The organism is Myroides sp. ZB35, assembly GCF_001865835.1.
Classification (GTDB): domain Bacteria; phylum Bacteroidota; class Bacteroidia; order Flavobacteriales; family Flavobacteriaceae; genus Flavobacterium; species Flavobacterium odoratimimum.
Map to the genome: position 1 here is coordinate 1977196 of NZ_CP017769.1, position 19522 is coordinate 1996717.

Below are 19522 nucleotides of genomic sequence, written 5' to 3' on the forward strand. Positions count from 1 at the left end.
TATAAATATTTTGTTCTTCAATGTTTTTGTTGAAGTTTATAAGTTAGTTGTGATATAGTAAATAAGGCTGACGTGTAATCTTAAATCTGTCTAGCCCACTTTGCCATGATTGACGAATTTCTTTCTCTGTTTTACCAGCTGTGATTTGCGCTTTTAAGTCAGCAGTACCTGCTAGTTTTATAAAGAAGTTAGTAAAGAATTTATCTTTATTCGTAGAGCTATTGTATGCTTTTAACAACCATTTTAGTTCTATTTTAGACACCTTATGCTCTTTAGACAAATTCTCTCCATAGCACAGCTTACCATTGTTCATAGGGTCTTTAGCACCAGCGTTAGGCTTAGGAGTGAATTGGTAAGGCATTTTTGTTAAGAAAGGCGAACCATATACCTGAAACTGTAAGTCTGTCCCTCTACCAGAGCTAACATTAGTCCCCTCGAAGAAGCATAAACTAGCATATAGATTTATAGCCTGATCATTAGGTAGATTAGGTGAAGGTGCTACGGGTAGTGAGTAGCTCATCTGTCTAGTATAGTTATCTACAGAGATTACAGTCAGGTCACACTGTACTCCATTCGCTAACCATTTCTCTCCATTGATCATTTTAGCATATTCTCCTATTGTCATTCCATGCATCGCAGGAATAGGGTGCATCCCTACGAAGCTTTTATTCTTCATATCTAGTGTAGGGCCATCTATAATCGCGATATTAGGATTAGGTCTGTCTAATACGATAACTGGGATATTCTGTTCTGCACACGCTTCCATTAGATAGTGTAGAGAAGAAATATAAGTATAGAATCTCGCTCCTACATCCTGTAAATCAAATAACATAATGTCAATGTTTTTTAATTGATCAGCAGAAGGCTTTTTATTATTTCCATATAGAGAAATGATAGGTAAGCCTGTCTTCATATCCTTGCCATCTTTTACAAGTTCACCAGCATCAGCTGTACCTCTAAAGCCGTGCTCAGGAGCATAGATTTTCTTTACATTTACTTTGTTTTCTAACAAGAAGTCCACTGTAGAGGTATAAGAACCATCAGCATTCTTAATCACTCCTGTTTGGTTAGTCAGTACTCCTACATTTTTGCCTTTTACTAATTCAAAGTAAGCAGATAATCGTTCGGCTCCTACTGAGATAGTATTGTTATTATCATGTGTATTAGAGGTGTTTTTTGCATAAGTATTAAAATTAACACTTAGTGCTAATAGACAGACTAAGAATAATAATGTATTTTTGAAACTTGAATTCGATATCATATTTATTTTGAAATTAGAATATTTTATAACTAAACGACTTGTTACTACTAAGAACTATAAAAGTAGTGTATCCGCACCAATTATTAAAATTGCAATTACAGCTATTGCATTAGGCATGATTATGATGCTTATCTCTGTTGCAACAGGTTTAGGATTGAAATACAAAATTAGAGATAAAATTTCAGCTTTTAGCGGTCATATCGTAATAACTAATTATGATAGTAATGTTACAGATATTACACTTAAGCCGATAGATGTAAGTGTAGTACAGTCTGATGATATTAAGAATATAGAAGGAGTAAAGAAAATACAGTCTTATGCCTCTAAGGCTGGTATTATAAGAACAGAGGATTCTTTTGAGGGAATTATTTATAAAGGAGTAGACTCTCTTTATGATTTAAACGAGATTAAGGATTACCTAGTAGAAGGGAGATTGCCGAAGTCGGCTGATGGAATGAGTAATGAAGTACTACTGTCTCAATATATAGCAGATAGAATGCACTTTAAAGTAGGGGATAAAATCACGACTTACTTTATGAAAGAATGGGGAAATAAGATTCCAAATGTTCGCCAGTTTGAGATCGTAGGGATATATAATTCGGCATTACAGCAGTTCGATGCAAATATTGTAATAGGTGATATAAAGCATGTACAGCGCCTGAATAGATGGAAGGCAAATGAGGTAGGAGGATTTGAGGTAGTTTTAAATAGCTTTGATCAGATTGAACAAAAAGGGCAAGAGTTCTATGTGAATTTACCTTCTACTGTAGACAGTAAGACTATTGTAGACAAGTATAGCAATGTATTTGGTTGGATAGATATGTTTGACTTTAATATAAAGATTATCATTATTATTATGATTGCGGTAGCGTCTATTAATATGATAGTAGCTTTATTAGTATTAATACTAGAACGTACACAGATGATCGGAATATTAAAAGCCATGGGTGCTGATAACTGGACGATTAGAAAAGTGTTTTTATACAATGCGACTTACCTAATAGTAAAAGGATTACTTTATGGTAATCTTATAGGATTAGGATTATTGTATATACAACAGTATTTTGGTTTGATTAAGTTAGACTCTACAGCATATTATGTGAGAGAAGCCCCTGTCTTGATTCGATTTAGCGATGTGCTTTTATTAAATTTAGGAGTAGTAGTCATTGCATTTTTAGTATTACTTATCCCATCGTATATGATTACTAAGATTAGCCCTATAAAAGCGATTCGTTACGATTAATAAGAAGGATTTTTAAAATATATACATAGCCTCTAGTACTTCTATTGCAGAAGTATTAGAGACTATTTTGCTTTTGGAGTGAGTGCATTTTGTTTTGGGGTAAGTCCGTAGTGAGTCCGTTATGAGTCCGTAGTGAGTCCGTTTTTTTGACTTAAATAACGGAGATACTATGGATATATATTAGTTGTACTTAGAAGTCATTAAAAAGAAGATAGTAAGGTAGGTAGTGAAAGAGTAATAGTATGTCTATAAAGAGTTTGTGTTAAGAAGGAGAAGTGTTTTATTTTTTGTTTTCGTTTTTATTTTAGAAAATGATTGTTTTTTTTGTTAAAAAATAAGTTTTATGTTGGTTTTTTTAGAGTTTGGTAATTCGGTTTGTTACTAGAATTAAGGTTGTTCTATAAGGGATTTACATAAGATAGATATGAATTTAAAAGAAAAGAAAACCTATGAGTGGAATCATGGACATGATTAAAAAGTTTTTTATTGGATATGAAGAAGATAATATAGAAACGAAATTAAAGATGAAGTCTTTTTTAAGACAAGCACTTAATCGAGACGATGTAGAAGAGTATACAATAGTGTATGGTAAGACTAGTAAGCATTCTAATTATGTAGTCGCGAGTCGTACTACCTATTATAGCTATATGATCGCTTTTAACAAGGGAACAGGAGAGATTATCATCGTACCTATAGACTCTGAATTAACTACCTATGGAGATCCGATCTTTGTTACGAATATGAATTTAAAAAAAGCTAAATTGATCATGTTAGGTGTTGTGTTCTCTTTTTCTTTTAATGATAAGAGTACTATAGAATTTGAAGTACCAGAGGTTAATACAAAAATAGTGAATTTCACTGGAGGCTATGAATTACCTATTTCTCAAAAAGAAGAAGCGAAGTTGTTTAAACAGTTCTTTAAGAATAAGTTTAATTGTTAGAAAGATTGTAGAAGGGAATCTATTGTTGAGTAGATTATTGATTTACAGAATTATGTCTTAGATGTACAAATCAATACTGCTAAAATTAATGGGTATATTCTAGAAGAAAATTAGAAACTGTAAGGCAGTCATTTTAATTCGACTGTTATCATGATTGTTTTATTGTTCATGACTGGATTCGTTTTTTTGATAAGCTATAAAAGGCGACTTAGTAATTAAGTCGCCTTTTGGTTTTATGATTTGTATTCAAATAATTGGGTAATAGTTTGTCCCATTTCTTCACCAAGCTGTTTGCTGACTAAGTATAGAGCACCATCTATACCTGCTGTGATACCTGCAGTAGTCAATACAGTATCTTGATCTACATAGCGCACACCAGTTACTATCTTGGCTTTAGGGGTAGCTTGTTTAAGAGCCTCTAGTGCCATGAAGTGTGTCGTTATCTCTAAGCCATCGAATACATCCGTATTACTCATCAGTAGACTACCTGTACAGACTGTAAATAACAGAGCACCTTGCTGATGTTGATTCACTATCCAAGATGTATAGGTATTCTGAAAATACTCGTCTTGTAGATAGTTCATGACGATGTCAGGGTTAGCTCCTGGTAACAATATGATATCAGGTGTAGGACAATCTTCGAAGCTGTATTGAGGTACTATTAGTGTAGTGTTCGCTTCTGTTTTGACCACTTCTTTCGTAGCAGAGACTAAGTAATGATTATAACTGTTGGGTTTAAGTACATTAGCTTTGACGAATACATCTAATGGACCATTTAGATCAAGTACTTCTACTTGATCAAAAATAATAAAGGCTACATTAAGGGGGCGGTTTGTTGTTGTCATATTTTATTGTTGATAAAAGGCAATAGAGGATCTGTCGAAGACTGGCTTCGATATCGGTATTGTCTTAGGTTATTCGTGATTATTTAGTTGGGAAACTAAATGCTAAAGGTTAATTCTCGTAGATTGGAACACACTTCTATAATGAGTAGGAGTGACTTTGACTAGTTTGACAAATACTTTCCTAAATACATGATCAGAAGTATATCCTATTTGAGTAGCTATTTCTACTATAGAGTATGTTGTAGATTCTAATAGACGCTTAGCATATTCTATTCTCACACAGTCATTAAAAGCCCCTGGAGTCATTCCTGTTTCTTTCTTAAATACCCTAGAAAAGTTGCGTTCACTCATATAGACATGATCCGCAAGTTCTGCAATAGTCACTGCTTGCTGAGTTAGATGATCTGTGATATACTGTTTTACTTTTCTAACTAAAGGAGTTAGTTCTATATCAGCGGGTATTAATGTACTATAGAGTTCTTGTGTGTTTGTTCTTTTTAGATTCACTACTAGATATCGTGATACATCAGAGGCTAGGGTATATCCATTGTCCTCTTCTATTAAGGCTAGAGCTAAGTCTATACCAGAAGTAATTCCTCCAGAAGTATAGATATTGTCATCTTTGATATAAAAGTGATCATAGGTCAGTCGAATAGAAGGGTAAGTCTCCTGGAGCACTTTAGCATATTGCCAGTGTGTAGTTACTTTTTTATTGGTTAGTAATCCTGTTTTGGCTAGTAAAAAAGCTCCTATACAGATAGAACCTATACGCTTTACAGTAGGTTGTATTCCCTTTATCCAATGTAACACAGCTGGATCATACTCATGCGTTAGGTCTGCTTTAGATCCAGCGATGAGTAATGTATCTAAAGGAATATGCTGGTCATAAATGGTATAATCACACTGTACACTAATGCCTGCACTAGTAAGTACACTTTTGTCTACTGTTCCAGAGATTAAGTGGATTTGATATTGAGTAAGTGCGGATGTAGCTGTGCGAACCATGATTTGATTAGCAGTATTGAATACATCACTCGGCCCTGCGAAGTCCAGTAGCTGTACTTGAGGTAATAATAGAAATCCGATATGATGTAGTGGGGTATTCATACTGCTATCATGTTTAATGATAAGACAAAGGTAAGAAGGCTTTATGATGTATAAATGACACATAACGTACTTTTTCTGCCATAATTGAAGATATATTAAGGAATGAGTCATTGTTTTATTTAGATTGATTTGAGTTTAAATGTTAATTTTTGTCAGTTAAAAGCTTGTTTGACTGTATTTTGAGTTTTGTTATTTAAATTACTTCTAAATAATATTGTTTAGAATGATTTTAGATTATACATTTGTCCCATAAAACATAATACAGTCGTGATGCTCAAACACTTTACTATTATCACACGACCAACCCAACTAACTATTATTATCTTATCGTTATTCATTCACTTTCTCAGTTATGGGCAGAATACTCGTTCTCCTATCTCTATCAAAGTGCAGAATGAGTATGGAATGGCTATTCCTACAGCGGTGGTGATGCTAAAAAGTGATAAGGAGTCTGTCTTAGAACTTACCAATGAGGCAGGTGAAGTAACTTTTAAACTAGTACCTGATAACTATCTTTTAGAAGTACAGCACATCAGTTATTCTTTTTATAGTCAAAAGCTAAATACCTTAACGCACAATAACCTTACAGTTGTCTTAAAAGCTGAAACGAATCAATTAGAAGAAGTCGTGATTACAGCTAAGGAAGGAACGGGACTTACGAGTACTTCTGTGATTAATAGAAGAGCTATGCAACATCTACAGCCTTCTAGTTTTGCTGACTTAATGGAATTAGTACCAGGGGGTAGAGCACAAGATCCGTACCTAGGCGGTGTCAATAAAATACAGCTGAGAGAAGTAGGTAGAGTAAGCTCTAATATAAGGGGTGTTGGAAATAAACAATATGACACTTCTTCTCTTGGGACTTTATTTGTAGTAGATGGAGCACAATTGAACTCGGGTGCAAACCTTCAGTATACTTATGGCTATATGGATAATGTTTCGTCAGGTGTTAATAAGAATATCAATATTAGCTCAGGTGTTGATATGCGTACAATATCAACAGACCAAATAGAGAAAGTAGAAATCATAAGAGGAATCCCTTCTGTAGAATATGGTAACCTTACTTCTGGTGTAGTAAAGATCACGAAGAAGAGTGGATATTCTAAATGGCAAGCACGTTTTAAAGCAGATGGATATAGTAAACTATTTGCGGTTAATAAAGGTTTTGAATCTAAGGATAGTAGCTTTAAGGTAAATGTAGGGTTAGATTATCTAAATGCTAAACCAGAACCTCGCAATGATTTAGAGAGTTATAAGCGTGTGACAGGTACTGTACGTGTGAGTAAGGATAAGAATTTAAACAATGGAGGATTGTTCTCTTGGCTATCTAACCTAAGTTATACAGGGTCTATAGATGACGCTAAGTCTGATCCAGATATTGACCTGACAGGTGCGAATAAATATAAAGTGGATAATCAGTTCTATAGTCTGAGTAATATAGTGACTTATGAGAGTAGAAATGAATCTTTCTTTAGAAGTATAGAATTACAGACTACGTTTAATCAACGTTTCGATAAGATTAACCAGACAAAGTTTGTACAGCTAGAGGCAGCTACAGCACTACCACTTTCTACTGTGGATGGTGAGTACGATGGTTTTTTTCCTACGGCTAATTATATTGCAGAGAGTGTAGTAGATGGTAAGCCACTAGATATCTTCGCTAAGGTAGTGAGTGCATTTCGTTATAAGATGTCTGCTATTTCTACAGATATACGTGCTGGTATTGATTGGCAGTATAGTAAGAATAACGGTAGAGGTCAGGTCTATGATATCTATAAGCCTTTAGATCCTAAATCTACTTATAGAAATAGAGCATATAAGGATATTCCTGCTTATGTAACGACGGCTTTGTTTGCAGAGCATATTTCTTCTGCGAAATTTGGACAACACGGTCTAACATTAGCATTAGGTGCGAGAGGATCTATTATGCAAAACTTGTCTAATGATTTCACTATGAGTGGAAAGATGTATATCGATCCACGTGTGAATGTACAATGGACATTGCCCTCTTTTGTAGTAGCGAATAAGGAAGCAAAAGTAGACTTAACGTTAGGATGGGGACAGCAGAGATTATTCCCTGACCTAAATCTTCTTTATCCTGAGAAATATTATAGAGACGTTCAGCAGTTAAACTATTTTCACAGTAATCCTGATTATCGTACAGTTAATTATAAAACGAGCGTTTTTGACCCACAGAACAAAGCATTGACTCCTGCCTTAAACAATAAGCTAGAGGCTAGGTTAGATTTGAATTGGGGTTTTCATCAGCTGACTTTTACGGTGTTTAAAGAAAGAATGAGCAACGGGTTTAGAACGATGAACCAGTATGGAATCTTTGATTATAAGAGATATGATACTTCTAGTATAGATCATGATCATATCACAAGTGTACCGAATAAAGAGGATCTTCCTTTTGAACAATTTAATGAAAACTTCTTATACAATTTCTCTCGTAATGGTAGTAGAACAGATAAGGAAGGAATAGAGTTTCAGTATACTTCTAATAGAATTCCTGTTATTAATACTCGTGTTACAATTAATGGGGCATGGTTTAGAACTAAACAGGGCAATAGTTTGCCAACTTATAGACGTGGTAACTCTAATGCAAATGTGAATGGTAAGCCTTATCCGTACCTAGGACTATACGATGAAATGGAACCTAAGAGCAAATACGAACAGCTAAATAGTAATCTATTATTAGATACCTATATCCCTAAACTAGATTTACAATTCTCTACTTCATTTCAGTTTAACTGGTACTACTTAGCAAAGAATGAACCGATGAATGGAATGCCTAGCTACTATGTAGGAGTAGATGGAGAATTACGACCTTATGATGCAGAAGAGGCAAAGGGAACATTATTAGAACAATTAGTAATCCCACAACATAGCAATGCAGATAAATCTAGGAGAACACCTATGCTGATGGATGTGAACTTAAAGCTATCTAAGAGTTTTAGAAACAAGCAGATCACAGTGTCTATGTTCGCTAATAAGTTATTTACCTACTATGCTCCATATTCTGTGAATGGGACTAAGGTAAATAGAAAGGGACTAAGAGACCCTTACTTCGGAATGGAAATAAATTTTAATCTATAAATACTTATAAAAATGATAAAACGACTTTTACAATCATTATGCTTACTACTAGTGGTATTAGGTTTTAATGCTTGTTCTTCTGATGACAATAGCAATATGACAGGGGATGAGCAGACTTTCGTAACATTCTGGATTAATGATCCTCAAGGTGCGAAGATAGAAGAGATAAAACAGATGACTATCAAGTTGACAGAACTAAACTCTAATAAGAAAACAGAGTTAGTATATGAAGGAGATAAGAAAATACAGAAAGCACTTCCTACAGGTACTTATGATATCACAGTAGAAGGTGTAATCACACATAAGGTAAATGGTGTAGTAGAGGAGAGTAAAGTAGGTAACTTTATTAAAGGTGTAGTGATCTCGGGTAGAGAAATGACTAAGGCTATCGATATCGTATTTAAAACAAGTAGTACAGGTTTTGTAATAGAAGAGGTATTTTTCGCAGGGACTAAGACACCACAAGGACTTCAGTATACAGATGACCAATACTTCAAAATAACAAATAACTCTGATGAGGTATTGTATTTAGACGGAATGTTATTTGTACAATCTAAGTTTATGACAAACGATAAGCAAGATTATACACCTAATATTATGAGTGAGGCATTGTCTGCTGGAGCTATTTTACAGTTCCCAGGTAAAGGAAAAGACCACCCAGTAGAGCCAGGCAAATCGGTAATCTTTGCAGAGAATGCTATTAACCATAAAGAATTTAACAGCAACTCAATTGATTTGACTAACGCAGAGTTTCAGAATTTTAGAGATGGAGTACATGATGCAGTAGGGTTAAAAGCTGCTAAAATGATTACGATTCACGATGAATTAGTGATTAATATTCAAGGAAGTTATGCTTATGCTTTAGTAAAAATGCCTGAGGGAATGACAACGGAGAAGTTAGTAGTAGATAATATATATGATTATGAGTACGAAATGATATTCGGAGGAGAAGTATATCCAAGTGTAGATTCTGCTATTAAAATTCCAAACTCATGGATAGTAGATGCTGTAAACTTAGGTATTGCAGATGAGTATATGTGGAATGTGACATCTCCATCAGTAGATATGGGATATACTTATATCACACAACATGTAGGAGATGAAGGAAGATATGGTAAGGCTGTAAGAAGACATGTAATAGGTAAAAATGCAGCAGGGAACAATGTTCTAAAAGATACTAATAATTCGACAGTTGACTTTGCACCAGCAGTAAGACCGTCATTATTTAAATATTAATTAGTGTAGTATGAAGCACTTTCATTTTGGGTTATGTCTGTTGTCATTGTTGAGTACTGTATGGGGATATGGACAGCAGTCAGATTCATTGGCAATAAAAGTAAAGGAGAAGCAAGATGTAATACGTCATTTTGAAGAACCTATTTATGTCAATCCATCTCACTATTTAGACTATAGAAAGTACAGTTTAACTTCTTTCGAAATCGCAAAGCAGAATAGTAAGAATGAAACAACTTTAGCTCAAGAGGGCAAAAACAGAGATGATTTGTCTTTTCAAGCGAATGCTTACCATAAATTAGATAAGCATAGTGCTGTGTGGGGCAGTGCTACTTATCAACAGGGTAAGCGTAGAGATGTAATGTGGAATGAGAGTGCAGATTACGACTTAATATTTCCGTATGTGGTAGCTGATAGCGTAGGAGGAGATATTAAGTATGAAGATTATCATATCGCTGGTGGTTATGCCCAACGATTAGGAAAGTACAATATCGGTATCTCTGGTTTTTATAAAGCGAAGATGGAATACCGTAATATAGATCCTAGACCTAAGAATCTCTCTGCTCGATTAGGAGGGAATATAGGGGTGAGTAGAGTATTTGAGGAGCTCTTTACTATAGGGGTAAATACCTCAATAGAGAAATATACACAGAAACACAAGATGGACTTTTATAGTCCTACTGGATTTCCTGTGATATATGAGATGAGTGGAATGGGAAACTTCAATAATCTATTGAAAGGAAAAAGAAGAGAGGCTTATTATGATGGTTGGAGGTATGGCGGTTCTCTACAAGTATATGATACTTATCAGAAGAAGTGGTTTGCTACAGTAGGAATGAATATGTTTAGCTTTGAGAAGTTATTGTCTGATTTTGATGATTTGCAAGCTTCTAAAGTTAAAGATATAGAACATTTCTTCTCTGTAGGGAAGTTATTTGATATACAGGCTACTCAGTTAGGTGTTCGCTTAGATGGGAACATGAAGACGAGAAAGGGTACAGAGAATTTGTTTGTCAATGTGAGTGCTACAAACTATTTAAAGATAGGACAAGAAGAACAATATAAATACGAGAATAAGAATCTTAGATTAAGTGGAGTATTTAAGTATGAAACTTTAAATAGTGTGTATAGTATCTTACCTTATATAGGAATAACTCAAGAGGTAGAACGCTATAAAAAACCTTATTCTAAAACAGATATTCAGTATACCTATATAGGGGCAGATTTACAATGGATGTACACATTTAAAGATAGAAGTCTATTGACAGTAGCGTCTAATTGGAAGGTAAGACAAACTGCTAAAGAAAAGGCTGCTTTTAATTATGGAAATAGCAATGCTATAAATCAAATGCTGTTGAATAATTATGCTGTTCAGATAGCAGAGTATTGGGAAGGAAGCTTTAAGGTTCGTTATGATTTTGCTTTGCCGAAAGTAATAGATGTATTTGTAGGTGGAGAGTATTATTTCCAAAACTATAAGCAGTTTCAAAACAACAGTAGTGTGATGATGAGTTTAGGGATTACGTTTTAAAAGAGAGAGAAGATAGATGAAAAAAAAGGTAGGTGTTATTATTGGGGCGGTATTACTATTCATAGGATACACTAATTTCGAAGTAAGATCAGTTTCTGAATACACAGAGATTACGGATCAATATAAAAGACCTATAAGCTATTGGCCTAGTCCGATAATAGATAAGAGTGTAGAATGGAAAGAGTTTGGGGCAATAGAGGTAGATACATTATACTATGAGACACAAGATTTGCCAGAAGTGGTATTAGGTAAGGCACTGTTCTTTGACCCTAAGTTATCAAAGTCTAATCAGATATCTTGTAGCTCTTGTCACGATCCTGAAATGGGATGGACAGACCATAGACAGGTATCACTGGGGAATGATCATTTATTAGGAGCTAGGAATACTCCTTCTTTATACAATATTGCTGAGCGTAGTTCTTTCTTTTGGGATGGTAGAGCATTAACGTTAGAAGAGCAAGCGATGGGACCTTTATCTGCTCATCACGAAATGGATATGGATGTCAAATCACTACCTGCGAAGTTAAGCAAGTATAAAGAGTACAACCCCTTGTTTAAAGAAACTTACGGAGATGATAAAGTGACTTATGAAAGAATAGTGGGTGCAATAGCTACTTTTCAAAAGACAATCAAAAGTCAGCCTAGTCGTTTCGATAAGTTTATACAAGGGGAGTATCAGTACCTAACAGAACAAGAGATATATGGAATGCACTTATTTAGAACTAAGGCAGGATGTATGAATTGTCATCATGGGAAATATCTTACTGATGAGTCTTTTCACAATATAGGGTTGACATATTATAAGAGAGAGTACGAAGATTTAGGACTGTACTTACATACCAAAAAAGCAGAAGATGTAGGGAAATTTAAAACTCCTTCTTTAAGAGACCTATTAGTGACTAAGCCATGGATGCATAATGGGTTAATGGATGACTTAGAAGGAATAGTGAATCTGTATAATAGTGGGATGCACATGATAGATCCTACAGAGGAAGAGAAAGCATTAGATCCGCTCTTTCCTCTAACAGATCCACTGATGAAACCATTAAAATTAAATGAAAAAGAAATAAAAGCTATTGTAGCATTTTTAGAATCAATGTCAGGAAGTTACTATAAAATGGAACGTCCTATATTTCCAACGAAGTAACGCTTATTTACTTTAATTAAATGTAAAAGGCTTCTTTAGAGTTAGTTCTAAAGAAGCCTTTTTATATTATTAGTAGTATAAAGTATACTATTTATATCGAAGTAACTTATAATGTGCTGATGAATTGTATGTAATATTATGTTTTTATTTGATGATTGTGTTTAATTATTGTATAAAATAAAGATTTAAACTTATTTACATTCATTCTTAAATAGATATATAGAATTAATTTGAATCAAGTCTAAATAACTTGGAAGATATAGGTTTTGTTGACTACTTTTGGCATCCGATTAATTAAGTTATTCAATGACACGCTTATATCAAGTTATTCAAGTTCTACTTGTTACTTTCACAGTCTTGTTCTGTTCTTCTGTTTTTGCACAATCTTCTAAGTTGCAATTGAAGATCGTATTGCAAGATGCTCAAAATAAAAATATTAATAATGCTAGTATTCAGGTAACTGGAACAAAAGAGTCACAGTTAAAAGTTAGTGATGATCAAGGTATTGCTATTTTTGATTTGAAAGCTGATACTTATACTGTTGAGGTCTTTCATATTGGTTATGGAAGTTCTTCTACTGTAGTTAATTTACTTCAAAGTCAGACATTACCTATTACATTGACAGCTACTTCTAATATATTAGAAGAAATGGTCATTACTGCTACAGAGAGTAAAGGGCTTACTTCTACTTCTGTGATTAATCGTCAAGCGATGGAGCATTTACAACCATCAAGCTTTGCTGATTTAATGGAATTATTACCAGGAGGGCAAGCAAAGGATCCTAAACTTACGGTAGCAAATGCTGCTTTAATTAGAGAGAATAATCCAGGAGAGAAATACGCTACTGGAGCTCTAGGGGTACAGTTTATGGTAGATGATAATATTATTAATACTAATGCGGATATGCAGGTATCTGTAGGAGGAGCTAAGACTTCTCATATAGGAGTGGATATGCGTAGTTTGGCAACTAATGATATCGAAAGTGTTGAGGTTATTCGCGGTATACCTACGGCTGCCTATGGAGATTTGAGTTCAGGTCTGATTAAGATAAATAGAAAGATAGGGTATACACCACTACAAGCTCGTTTTAAAGTAGATGGTTTTAGCAAACTGTATTATGTAGGGAAAGGAATAGATACTAAGACAGGATGGAAACTGAATGCAAGTGTAGATTTCTTGGATGCTAAGAACGATCCTACAGATGTCCTTCAGAACTATAAGAGAGTATCATCATCATTGAGATCAGATAGAACATTTGTAGTAGGAGGATATGATCTGAGTTGGAAAGCAAATTTTGATTATAGTGGTACTGTTGATAACGATAAGTTTGATCCAGATACAGGTTATGATAGAACAGATAGTTATAAGAATAAAAAGCAGTACTTTTCATTAGGTAACAATCTAAAACTTGACTTTGGCAAAGAAGCTTTATTCAAGAATATAACCTTGAATGCTTATGTATCTCAAGGAATAGAAGATATTAAGGAGACTATCTTTATACAGCAGAATGGACGTGTAGCTATTCCTGTTGGAAATGAAACAGGAGAAAACGAAGGTGTATTTTTACCAACATCATACATAGCAACATCTAAGACAGAAGGCCGTCCTTTAAATATCAACACAAAGTTACAGTCAGAATTAGGTTTTTCTACTTTTGGGATTAAACATCATGGAGAAGTAGGGATGGACTTTAGATACTCAAAGAACAACGGTAGAGGAGAGTTATTCGATCCTTTATTACCTCCTTCTGTAGGGACTATGAAACGTCCTCGTCCTTTTAACGAAGTACCAGCTTCTCAGATATTAGCTGCTTATATAGGTGATCGTATGGAATATGACTTAGGTCAACATCACTTACAATTATATGCAGGAGTTAGAATGTCTAAATTATTAGGTGTTGGAAAAGAGTTTAGCATTAGTGATAGGGTATTTGCAGAGCCACGTGTCAACTTCCAATGGGGACTTCCTAAGCTAAAGATGGGACAGGGAATATCTAAAGACTGATATTACAGTAGGATATGGAGAACTGTATAAACAAACCTACTTTAGCTCTTCTATATCCACAAGATCGTTACTTCGATATGGTGCAAGTAAGTTACCTAGATCCTAAGACAGAATAATGCATACGCACAGTTCTATACTTACAGAATGCCTTTGGCTAACCATAGTTTGATAGGCGCGAAGAATACGAAGAAAGAGATTCGTTTAGATTTAGAATATAAAAAACACAAGTTTTATATCACTTACTTCGATGAGAAGATGACAACAGGGTTTAGAGATATGACTCAGTTTATGGGGTTTGAGTATAAGCGATACGAGTCTAAAGATATAGTGTGGAATGATGAGTTAGGCAAGCCAGATTTAGATCAATCGCCATATTCATACAGACAGGACATGATGCAGTATACACATACTGAAAATGGAAGCTCAACATTAAAAGAAGGAATAGAGTTTGGATATTCTTCACCTCGTTTTGAAGGGATTAATACTCGTATTACTTTAAATGGAGCATGGTTTAAAACGACATATTCTAATAGCGCTTCTATTCTTTGGAGACCGGGTATCTCTGTAAATGGACAACAGTATTTATACACAGGTATTTATGCAGATGACAATGGGAATAGAAGATCATCTCTAGTGTACAATGTGGTTGTAGATACTTATTTGCCTAGCTTAGATATGAATATATCTGCCTCTTTACAGGGAGATGTGTTTAGAAGAAACCTAAATCTAAATAGAGTTGCTGCTCCTTATGCATATATGGGAATAGATAATGTAGTTCATCCTTATACGGAAGAAAGTGCAAATGATCCATTACTACAACATCTAGTTAGACCTGTTTCTAAGACAGATGGTATGGAGGAGAGAAGACCATTTACATTTAATGCTAATTTTAAAATATCAAAGAGAATATATAAATCAGTAAAGGCATCGATGTTCGTTAATCGATTATTCACACACTATTCTTCATATACATATAATGGAGTGAATGTAAATAGAAAAGATGATAGCGGACCTTACTTTGGAATGGAAATAAACTTCAATATTTAAGATAATGAGATTAAAGCATATATTTTTATACGGATTGATGATGACAATGAGCTTGTTAATGAGCTCGTGTTTGACAGATGATAATGCGCTTGGAAGTAATCAGAATTCGACTGTTTCTATGGCATTTAAAGTAGAAGGTATTAAAGAAATAAAAGAATTAGAAGTAGAGTTTGTTGAAGTTAATACAGGTTTAAGAATAGTGGAGAAAGCAGTAGGTTCTCTTTATTTCTCTGTAGCTCTACCTGTGGGGGCTTATAGAATGTCAGCAGAAGGAATAGGTGTATTAGAAGATAAAGAAGAAGTAGGACTAGGAAGTAAAAGCGAAATGCTAGATGTGACAGATCAGATAGTAAATATGACAATTAATTTATTTGTCAAACAACTTAACGATGACTTTATCTTTGAAGAAATATTCTTTGCTGGATTACAAACGACAGAATTAAAAGCATACCAAACAGGTAAATACTTTAAACTAGTTAATAATACTGATAGAGTACTTTATGCAGATGGATTATTGATCGCTCAATCTGAGTTTTTGACGACTAGAGATAACAAAGAAACACCAGATGTATTAAACGAAGCTTTCGTTTTACAATCTGTAATGATGTTACCAGGTAACGGTACACAGTACCCAGTAGAGCCAGGAGACTTTATTGTAATAGCAGATAATGCTCAGAATCATAACTTAGCCAATGTACCAGGGGCTGATTTATCTAATGCTGATTTTGAATTTCCTATTACTGAAAACCCTAAGAATGTACAACCAGATAATCCTAATGTACCTAATGTGATGATGATCTATACGAAGTTAAACTTTAGTATGTTCGCTATGCATGACCGTGGACAGACAGGATATATCGTAGCTCGTTTTCCTGAAGGAGAGAATGCAGATACTTGGTTAGCCAATTATAAGTTTGATTATAGTTATTTGACAGCTGCAGGGAAAGAACAGAAGTTCAGCAGATATAAAATGCCTAATACGTGGGTTATTGATGCTGTTAATGGAAGTATTCCTGATAAGTTTGAACGTCTAGTGACTGCTCCTTCTTTAGATAGCGGCTATTCATACTGTGCAACATCAGAATCTGATAAAGCGCGTTATGGAAAGACTATCAGAAGAAAAGTCTTAGGACCTAATGAGCAAGGTCGCAATGTGTATAAGGATACTAATAATTCTTCAGTTGATTTTGTTCCTCAGTCAGAGATGTCTCTAAAAGACGGAATACATCATAAATAAAATAAGAGTACATTGAAAAATACATATATAAATATAGTTGCGATAATTAGTGTATTATTTTGTGTTGAGGTTCAAGCTCAGGATAGAACAGATTCTAATTTATACGAAAGTAGACTAGCTCAACGGGATATGAATATCGTATTCGGACAAGACTTTTTTGCTAATCGTGCTTTCATGACATCGTATAGTCCTTTGTCTTTTTCTGAATTAAGTCTGAATTATCTATCAGACAGTAAGGATGCTTATTTGGTACAGGATGGAGATGGCTTAGATGCCTTTAAGGTTAATACCTCTTCTTATCAACGATTAAAGAATAATACTGTCCTATGGGGAAGCGCTTCTTATAATACTCAGAAGCAAAAGAATATGAAGTGGAATGAGAATCTTGACAGACATATCCTAGGACCTTATGTGTTAGGTGATTCTATAGGAGGTACCATGAAGCAAGAAATTTATCAGTTTGCAGGGGGGATGGCTAGACAATTTGATAAGTGGACAGTAGGAGGAGAAGTTAGTTATCAGGCCAAAAGTGGTTATAGAGAAATAGATCCAAGACCTAAGAATACCTCTTCAGATTTAAATTTGCGCATTGGAGTAAACTATAATGTTTATAAGGACTACGAATTAGGAGTGTATGCAAATTGGAATAAATATACTCAGAATAGTACAATTAAGTTTGTCAGTCTATTAGGGAAGCCCATAGCGTATCACCTGACAGGTTTAGGAGCTTATAATTATTACTTTAGTTCTGCTGTAGATATGAAGATGATTTATGAGGGAACAGGATATGAGGTAGGAGGAACTATAGCTAAGAATAAAGGTAAGGACTTTTTGATACAAGGTTCGTTTGGGCAGTTTGATATTGAGAAGAACTTTGGAAGTAGTCCTTCAAAAGAAATGTCTGTACTTAAAACTAAAAAATATACAATAGGAGGAATTAAATATATTGATCTAGATGAACATCGTTTAGGAGCAAAAGTTAATTACTTACTAAGTGAATCAAGAGGAATTGAGTCTTTTTATTCTAAAACAGAAAAGTTAGAGAGAAAGATAGGAGAGCAAGATCTGTATAAGTTTGTAAGAAGTGATGTGTATACGTCTTTATTTTATCAATATAGTACAGATGTTAGTAGATTAGTAGTTTCACCTTCTTTCACAGTAGAACAGACAGAAGAAAAGAGAAGAGATACTCAGGCTAGACAGCGATTCACATATTTACATTATGGATTAGAAGTTGATTATATGCGACAATTGAATCAATCTAATATCATAACAGTAAGCCCTTATTTTAGAGTGCGTAATCTTAAGGAGGATACTGTGAATTTGGTAACATCGTATAAGAGCCCTGCTATGACAGAATGGGTACAACATGATTTAGCGATTCAGACTGCTAATTATCAGACTTATGGTATTACAGCCAGATATGATGTGAAGGTTAGTAATATACCAGCCATGTTTGCTCAGATTCAGTATGAACAGACAAAGTATAATATAAACAAAACAAATAACTATATAGGAATGTCTCTAGGAGTTATTTTCTAAGCAGTTATTAACTAACAACAAATAAACAATGAAAAAGGTAGTTATTTTATTATCTGGATTCTTAGCTTTTGGATTATTTAGTTTTAGTCCAAAGTTTGTAGGATTCTTAGGAAGCGACAACCCTGAGTATCAAAAAATAATAGAAAGCTATAAGCAGCCTATTTCACAATGGCCGGCACCAACTATAGATGAAGGTGTGGAATGGAGTGAGATGGGAAGTATTAAACGTGATAACGACTATTTTACAGAACAAGCGAAACCTGAAGTAATTTTAGGTCGTATGTTATTCTTTGATCCTAAATTGTCAAAGTCTAATCAGATATCGTGTAGTTCATGTCATGATCCTGAATTAGGATGGACAGATAGACGTATGGTGGGACTTGGACATGATCACTTAAAAGGAGCACGTAATACCCCTTCGTTATATAATACTGCAGAGCGTACTTCTTATTTTTGGGACGGTAGAGCTAATAGTTTAGAAGAACAGGCTAATGGACCATTATCTGCTCATAACGAAATGGCAATGGACGTAGTAGATTTACCCGCCAAATTGAGTAAAGTACAAGGGTATAAACCTTATTTTAAAGAAGCTTTCGGTGATGAGAAGATTACCTATGACCGTATTGTAGGTGCTATAGCTACGTTTCAAAAGACAATTAAGAGTCAGCCTAGCCGAGTAGATGCTTTTATAGACGGTAAATATAAAGCGCTTAATGACCAAGAAATTTATGGTATGCATTTGTTTAGAACGAAAGGGAGATGTATGAATTGTCATCATGGGCAGTACTTGACAGATGAGTCTTTTCACAATATTGGATTGACTTACTATAAACGCAAGTTTGAAGATCTAGGTAGATATGAAGTAACGAAAGATCCTAATGATGTAGGGAAGTTTAAAACTCCTGGTTTAAGAGATCTTTTAAACACTAGACCTTGGATGCATAATGGATTATTTGACGATCTAGAAGGAATCGTAAATATGTATAATAGTGGTATGCACATGATAGATCCTACAGCAGAACAAAAAGCGAAAGATCCTTTATATCCTGTAACAGATCCTTTAATGAAACCTTTAGAGTTAACGAAAGAAGAAACAAAAGCGATAGTAGCATTCTTAGAATCTCTATCAGGAAGTAGATTTAAGATGAGAAGACCTGAGTTTCCAACAGAATAATATATTTATAAACGACTATTTAGAAATAAATAGTCGTTTATTTTTTGAATGATATCTTATGACATTCTCTAGGTCTATTTTTGCAATAGAATAATGAAGATGAAGAGGGAG

At 34.4% G+C, this 19522-nt stretch carries 14 protein-coding genes; 11 read left to right on the forward strand and 3 right to left on the reverse strand.

Annotation, left to right across the window (positions count from 1 at the left end; all coding sequences use genetic code 11):
* Positions 1 to 43: 43 nt before the first annotated feature.
* Positions 44 to 1261 carry an exo-beta-N-acetylmuramidase NamZ domain-containing protein gene (locus BK054_RS08910; RefSeq protein ID WP_058699312.1) on the reverse strand — a complete coding sequence of 406 codons (1218 nt, stop codon included), beginning with the start codon at positions 1259 to 1261 and terminating at the stop codon, positions 44 to 46.
* A gap of 7 nt (positions 1262 to 1268) precedes the next feature.
* Between BK054_RS08910 and BK054_RS08915 the strand changes: the two genes are divergently transcribed.
* On the forward strand, positions 1269 to 2504 hold the full coding sequence (locus BK054_RS08915; RefSeq protein ID WP_016650225.1) for an ABC transporter permease: 1236 nt from the start codon (positions 1269 to 1271) through the stop codon (positions 2502 to 2504).
* Positions 2505 to 2953: 449 nt separating this feature from the next.
* Complete coding sequence (locus BK054_RS08920) at positions 2954 to 3445, forward strand: hypothetical protein (RefSeq protein ID WP_058699313.1); 492 nt, start codon at positions 2954 to 2956, stop codon at positions 3443 to 3445.
* Between the two features lie 233 nt (positions 3446 to 3678).
* Here the strand turns inward: BK054_RS08920 and BK054_RS08925 are convergent, their stop codons facing one another.
* Together BK054_RS08925 and BK054_RS08930 are read right to left on the reverse strand one after the other, a co-directional pair.
* Entirely contained in the window at positions 3679 to 4290 is a 612-nt protein-coding gene (locus BK054_RS08925) for a DJ-1/PfpI family protein (protein WP_006257192.1), read from the reverse strand.
* A 102-nt stretch (positions 4291 to 4392) separates the two neighbouring features.
* A complete protein-coding gene (locus BK054_RS08930) occupies positions 4393 to 5397 on the reverse strand; it encodes a GlxA family transcriptional regulator (RefSeq protein ID WP_006257191.1) in 1005 nt (334 codons plus the stop codon).
* A gap of 270 nt (positions 5398 to 5667) precedes the next feature.
* Here BK054_RS08930 and BK054_RS08935 point away from each other — a divergent pair, with 270 nt between their 5' ends.
* The 9 genes from BK054_RS08935 (at position 5668) to BK054_RS08970 (ending at position 19411) form a co-directional block, all read left to right on the forward strand.
* Positions 5668 to 8496: a TonB-dependent receptor plug domain-containing protein gene (locus BK054_RS08935; protein WP_006257190.1), complete on the forward strand. Its 2829-nt coding sequence runs from the start codon at positions 5668 to 5670 to the stop codon at positions 8494 to 8496.
* 12 nt (positions 8497 to 8508) lie between these two features.
* Positions 8509 to 9732, forward strand: a complete 1224-nt coding sequence (locus BK054_RS08940) for a DUF4876 domain-containing protein (protein WP_006257189.1) — start codon at positions 8509 to 8511, stop codon at positions 9730 to 9732.
* A gap of 10 nt (positions 9733 to 9742) precedes the next feature.
* Entirely contained in the window at positions 9743 to 11260 is a 1518-nt protein-coding gene (locus tag BK054_RS08945) for a DUF6850 family outer membrane beta-barrel protein (protein ID WP_006257188.1), read from the forward strand.
* A 16-nt stretch (positions 11261 to 11276) separates the two neighbouring features.
* Positions 11277 to 12407: a cytochrome-c peroxidase gene (locus tag BK054_RS08950; protein ID WP_006257187.1), complete on the forward strand. Its 1131-nt coding sequence runs from the start codon at positions 11277 to 11279 to the stop codon at positions 12405 to 12407.
* Positions 12408 to 12713: 306 nt separating this feature from the next.
* Positions 12714 to 14411 carry a TonB-dependent receptor plug domain-containing protein gene (locus BK054_RS18585; RefSeq protein WP_232234358.1) on the forward strand — a complete coding sequence of 566 codons (1698 nt, stop codon included), beginning with the start codon at positions 12714 to 12716 and terminating at the stop codon, positions 14409 to 14411.
* A gap of 150 nt (positions 14412 to 14561) precedes the next feature.
* Positions 14562 to 15458 (forward strand): hypothetical protein, encoded by an 897-nt coding sequence (locus BK054_RS18590; RefSeq protein WP_232234359.1) that lies wholly within the window; start codon positions 14562 to 14564, stop codon positions 15456 to 15458.
* Between the two features lie 4 nt (positions 15459 to 15462).
* Positions 15463 to 16695, forward strand: a complete 1233-nt coding sequence (locus tag BK054_RS08960; protein ID WP_006257185.1) for a DUF4876 domain-containing protein — start codon at positions 15463 to 15465, stop codon at positions 16693 to 16695.
* Between the two features lie 12 nt (positions 16696 to 16707).
* Entirely contained in the window at positions 16708 to 18237 is a 1530-nt protein-coding gene (locus BK054_RS08965; protein WP_006257184.1) for a DUF6850 family outer membrane beta-barrel protein, read from the forward strand.
* A gap of 28 nt (positions 18238 to 18265) precedes the next feature.
* Positions 18266 to 19411, forward strand: a complete 1146-nt coding sequence (locus BK054_RS08970) for a cytochrome-c peroxidase (RefSeq protein WP_006257183.1) — start codon at positions 18266 to 18268, stop codon at positions 19409 to 19411.
* The last annotated feature ends 111 nt before the right edge of the window (positions 19412 to 19522 follow it).